Source organism: uncultured Brevundimonas sp., from assembly GCF_937863155.1.
Classification (GTDB): Bacteria; Pseudomonadota; Alphaproteobacteria; order Caulobacterales; family Caulobacteraceae; genus Brevundimonas.
This window is the reverse complement of record NZ_CALMFB010000001.1, coordinates 1-4,715: the sequence shown is the minus strand read 5'-3', so window position 1 is coordinate 4,715 and position 4,715 is coordinate 1. Positions and strand designations below refer to the sequence as shown.

Genomic DNA, 4,715 nt, shown 5'->3' with positions numbered 1-4,715 from the left:
CGCCAGATGGAATCGGTCCTGCGCATCACCGGCATCGAAGGCGCCGGCGAAAAGGCCAAATGGGACGGCGAAACCTCGCTGATGACCAAGGCCGAGATGAACGCCCGCGCTCGCGGCCTGGCCCCGCGCACGGCGGAAGTCGAAGCCAAGCCGGCCAAGAAGGCTGCGGCTCCGAAGGCTGAAAAGGCCGAGGCCGCCCCCAAGGCCGCCGCGGCCAAGAAGGCTCCGGCCAAGAAGGCCGCCGCCAAGACGGCTGAAGACTGAAGATTTCACGGGCGCCCAAGCCGGGCGTTTGTCGCTACAATAGGCGCTGACTGAAGGCCCTCGGGCCCGGCGCAAGAGGACGGAGCAGAGTTATGGCTCACAAGAAATCCGGTGGTTCGTCGCGCAACGGTCGCGACTCCGAGTCGAAACGCCTCGGCGTGAAGAAGTTCGGCGGCGAGCAGGTGCTGGCCGGCAACATCATCGTGCGCCAACGCGGCACCAAATGGCATCCGGGCGTCAACATGGGCATGGGTCGTGACCATACCCTGTTCGCGCTGGTCAACGGCGCCGTGAAGTTCACCACCAAGGCCGGCGGTCGCTGTTACGTGTCGATTCTAGCCGCCAACGACCAGCAGGCCGTAGCCGCCGAATAGCGATCCGAAAGACACCCATTCGGATCGCGTTGCTGGAAAAGCAGCCGATCCGGACCAGGGAATTTTTCCGCGGGGAGTCTGGATCACCAGGCTCCCCGTTTTCGTTTCCCCGCCTCGAAGTCGCCCGAGCCCTGAAATAAGGAGGCGGCAGGAAATCGAGGCCACGCCATGTGCATCATCGAGACCTCACCCGTCATAGAGACGCGGCGGCTGACCCTGCGCGCGCCGGGACTGAATGACGTCGAACCCCTGGCCCGTCTGGCGGACGACGCCGACGTCGCCCGCATGACCCTGCGCATGCCGCACCCGTTCGGGGTCGGCGACGCCGAAGACTTCGTGCTGCAGGTCGCGGCTCAGGATCCGGCGCGGGCGGCGACCTTCGTCATCGAGCACGAGGATCACGGCCTGGTCGGGGTGCTGGGCCTGTTCGAGGACGCCGATCCGGCGCCCGAGGCGGGCTACTGGATCGGGCGCGACTTCTGGGGCCGGGGCTTCGCCACCGAGGCGCTGGAGGCCGGCATGGTCTGGGCGTCGCGCAAATGGCGCCGCCGCGCGCTGATGGCGGGGCATTTCACGGACAACCCCGCCTCGGGCCGGGTGCTGGAGAAGGCGGGCTTCCTCTACACGGGCGAGGTGCGCAAGGGCTTCAGCCGCGCGCGCGGCGAGGCGGTGCAGACGCGGCGGATGGTCTGGCTGGCCTGACCGCCGGTCAGGCCCCGGCCAGCAGCGGACCGAAGGCGAAGACGGCGGCGGTCGCCCCGCCCACGGCGGCCACGCCCACGCCGGCGATGAAGGCCAGGGCCAGACGCGACTTGCGCCGACGCCAGCCGCCGGGCTTCAGCGACCGGATATAGACGTGGGGTCGTTTGTCGAAGGCTTCCGAGCCGATGATGTTGTGCTGGGACAAGGGTCACGCTCCCCGATACTGGCGCCCGCATGCGGCGTCGTTCCAGAGGCATGGGGCTGGGGGCCGAAAGATGGCGAACGCCGCTCGGGCACGAAGTCGTGAGGCGCGAACGGCGTTCGGTTCAGCCGCACCAGATCAGGCGGCCGGAATAGGCGCGGTAATAGCCGCTGGCGGCGTCATAGGAGCGATAGTTGCGCCGGCACCAGTCCATGCGCGCCGGATCGCGCGATCCGGCCGCCGCATAGCCGCCGCGCCCGGCCGGATAGACCAGATCGGGACGGCCGTAGGCGCCGGGATAGACCGATCCGCCCGCGTCGTGACCGTAACCATAGCCGTAGCCATGGCCGCGTCCCTGTCCGCGCCCATAGCCATAGCTGCTGCGATGACGCTGATCCCGCCAGCCGGCGCCGCAGTCGGTGCGATTGGCGTCCCAGAAGGCGTCGCAGCGATAGTCGCCGGGCCGATCGGCCTGACCGTTGTAGGACCGGTCCCGATAATCGCGCCGGTCGTCGTGGCGGTAGGGATTGCTGTAGTGGCGGCCGGTTTCATAGCCATAGGACCGCGCCCCGTCGCCGCCCTGGGACGACCAGCTCTGGTAGGGGCTTTGAGCCGTGGCGGCGCCGGCCGTCGCGGCGGCGGCCAGGGATAGGGCGGCGATCAGGGCCGGGCGCATGGCGTTCTCCTGTCGATCACATCACAAGGTTGATGACGCGCCCGCCGCGCGTCTGGACGGCCCGCATCAGCACCAGCCGCTCGTCGCCCGCGCTGACCGGAACGATCACGAACCAGCCGCCGTCCGGCAGGCCGGTGAAGCGGAAGCGGCCCCCTTCGCACGGTTCGGACCGCACATAGCCGCGATAGTCGGCGTTGGGGTCGGGCACATTGCGCGCACGCACCACATCCACCGGCACGGCGGCCCGGTCGGTCGAGCCGTAAAGCGCGGCGAATCGCTGGCGCGTATAGGGGGTGTCGGGCGTCAGCCCGGCCGAGCCGGAGCAGGTGAAGGCCACGCCGTTCTGGCGATAATCGACCCGACCCTCGATCCCGGCCTGACCGCCGCGCTGGGACCAGGCGAAATCCTCGGCGCGGAAGACGGCGGCGGTCGCGGCGCCGTATCCGCCCGGCGGCGGCGCGGGCGCACAGGCCGAAACGGCGGCGGCGAGGGCGGCGAGGGCCAGGACGGGACGGAGGGACATGACGGTTCCTGCGGGGAGGGAAGGACTCGAGAGATGGGGACATCACGCCTAACGCAACCGCCAAGGTCAAGGTTGCGGCGATCACGAGGCGGCGCCACAAGCAGCTTGACCGGGCGTCAAGACCCGGCCGGGCCATGGCCCCCAAGGGAGAACCGATGACCGTCACCTTCGCCGATATCGAGGCCGCCCGCGTCCGCATCGCTGGCCAGGTCGACCGCACCCCCACCCGCTATTCGCGCCGCCTGTCGCAACTGACCGGGGCCGAGGTGTGGGTGAAGTTCGACAATCTGCATTTCACCGGCAGCTTCAAGGAGCGCGGCGCCCTGAACCGGCTGCTGCAACTGACCCCCGAAGAGCGGAAACGCGGCGTGGTCGCCGCCTCGGCCGGCAACCACGCTCAGGCCCTGGCCTATCACGGCGGACGGCTGGGCATACCGGTGACCATCGTCATGCCGGAGGGGACGCCCTTCGTGAAGATCGACGGCACCCGCGCCCACGGGGCCAATGTGGTCATCCACGGCCTGGACTTCTCCGGCTCGACGGAGGAAGCGCACCGGCTGCGCGACCAGGACGGCTTCATCTTCGTCTCGGCCTTCGACGACGCCGGCATCGTGGCGGGCCAGGGCGTGTGCGGCATCGAGTTCATGGAGGATGCGCCGGGGCTGGACGCCCTGATCATCCCCATCGGCGGGGGCGGGCTGATCGCCGGCTGCGCCATCGCGGCCAAGGCCATGCGGCCGGACATCCGCATCTTCGGCGTCGAAGCGGCCATGTATCCGTCGTTCAGCGCCCGCCGGGCCGGGCAGCCGTCCAAATGCGGCGGCCAGACCATCGCCGAGGGCATCGCCATCAAGGCGGCGGGCGACATTCCCTATGCACTGGGCAATCCGCTGATCGAGGACGTCCTGGTCTGCCAGGAAGCGGATTTCGAAAAGGGCGTGGCCTTCCTGGCGACGCTGGAGAAGACGGTGGCCGAAGGCGCGGGGGCCGGGGGCCTGGCGGCGCTGCTGGCCTATCCCGACCGGTTCAGGGGCATGAAGGTCGGGATCGAGCTGACCGGCGGCAATATCGATGCGCGCATGCTGGCCGTCGTGCTGAACCGCGAGCTGGTGCGCGAGCGGCGCCTGACCGTCTATCGCATCTTGTCTGACGACCGGCCGGGCATATTGTCGGCCATGGCGGCGGTGATCGGCGATGTGGGCGGCAACATCATCGACGTTGTCCACAACCGGCTGGCGCTGGATGTACCGGCCAAGGGCGCCGAGTTCGACATCATGGTGGAAACGCGCGATAGCGCCCATGCCGACGAGATCGGCCAGGCATTGAAGGACAAGGGTTATGCGCTTCGCATGGGTTAGCGCGGTCGCGGCCGCAGTGCTGCTGGCGTCCTGCGGGCGGGGCGGCGACGCCGCGCCGTCGGGCGAAGAGGCGCTGAAGGCCGCCCAGTTCTTCCTGGAGTCCAACGCCCGCAAGGACGGCGTCCAGACCCTGCCTTCGGGTCTGCAATACGAAGTGGTCCAGTCCGGCCCCGCCGGCGGCGTCAGCCCGGACCGCAACGATCTGGTGCGGGTCGACTATGAGGGCAAACTGACCGACGGGACCATCTTCGACAGCTCGTTCGGACGCGGCGCCCCGGCGGTCTTCACCCCCGAAGAGGTGGTGCCCGGCTGGACCGAGGCGCTTCAGCGGATGAAGGTCGGAGACGAGTGGATCCTGTATGTGCCGCCGGCCCTGGGTTACGGCGAACAGGGCGCGCCGCCGCGCATTCCGGGCAATTCGGTGCTGATCTTCCGCCTGCGGCTGCTGGCCGTGGCCCCGACGCCGGGCGGCGATCGCGGCCCGCCGGTGGCGATGGGCTGAGGGCAGAAACTTCTCCCTCCCCTTTATGGGGAGGGTGGCGCGTAGCGCCGGGTGGGGACCGGCCGTGGATCGCCCCCCCCCCCCCCTCCCCCCCCCCCCCCCCCCCCCCCCCCC

Annotated in this window: 7 protein-coding genes and 1 pseudogene; 5 read left to right on the top strand and 3 right to left on the bottom strand. The window is 69.5% G+C overall.

Annotated elements, in window-relative coordinates; all coding sequences use genetic code 11:
• The 3 genes and pseudogenes from Q0581_RS00040 to Q0581_RS00030 form a co-directional block, all read left to right on the top strand.
• A pseudogene (locus Q0581_RS00040) lies at positions 1–264 on the top strand (50S ribosomal protein L21); the annotation flags it as partial.
• Between the two features lie 92 nt (positions 265–356).
• On the top strand, positions 357–638 hold the full coding sequence (gene rpmA / locus Q0581_RS00035; protein ID WP_292262290.1) for a 50S ribosomal protein L27: 282 nt from the start codon (positions 357–359) through the stop codon (positions 636–638).
• A 168-nt stretch (positions 639–806) separates the two neighbouring features.
• The gene (locus Q0581_RS00030; RefSeq protein WP_298696115.1) at positions 807–1,340 is read left to right on the top strand and encodes a GNAT family N-acetyltransferase; all 534 of its coding nucleotides are present in this window, start codon (positions 807–809) and stop codon (positions 1,338–1,340) included.
• Between the two features lie 7 nt (positions 1,341–1,347).
• On the opposite strand, the gene Q0581_RS00025 is transcribed toward Q0581_RS00030, so the two are convergent.
• From Q0581_RS00025 to Q0581_RS00015, 3 genes are all read right to left on the bottom strand, one after another.
• Positions 1,348–1,545: a hypothetical protein gene (locus tag Q0581_RS00025; protein WP_298696113.1), complete on the bottom strand. Its 198-nt coding sequence runs from the start codon at positions 1,543–1,545 to the stop codon at positions 1,348–1,350.
• Positions 1,546–1,666: 121 nt separating this feature from the next.
• Positions 1,667–2,218, bottom strand: a complete 552-nt coding sequence (locus Q0581_RS00020; RefSeq protein ID WP_298696111.1) for a BA14K family protein — start codon at positions 2,216–2,218, stop codon at positions 1,667–1,669.
• A gap of 16 nt (positions 2,219–2,234) precedes the next feature.
• The gene (locus Q0581_RS00015; protein WP_298696109.1) at positions 2,235–2,741 is read right to left on the bottom strand and encodes a hypothetical protein; all 507 of its coding nucleotides are present in this window, start codon (positions 2,739–2,741) and stop codon (positions 2,235–2,237) included.
• Between the two features lie 155 nt (positions 2,742–2,896).
• Between Q0581_RS00015 and Q0581_RS00010 the strand changes: the two genes are divergently transcribed.
• Both Q0581_RS00010 and Q0581_RS00005 read left to right on the top strand, forming a co-directional pair.
• Positions 2,897–4,099, top strand: coding sequence for a threonine ammonia-lyase (locus Q0581_RS00010; RefSeq protein ID WP_298696107.1), 1,203 nt, complete (start codon positions 2,897–2,899; stop codon positions 4,097–4,099).
• Positions 4,080–4,601 (top strand): FKBP-type peptidyl-prolyl cis-trans isomerase, encoded by a 522-nt coding sequence (locus Q0581_RS00005; RefSeq protein WP_298696105.1) that lies wholly within the window; start codon positions 4,080–4,082, stop codon positions 4,599–4,601. The genes Q0581_RS00010 and Q0581_RS00005 overlap by 20 nt, the downstream gene beginning before the upstream one ends.
• Positions 4,602–4,715: the final 114 nt, after the last annotated feature.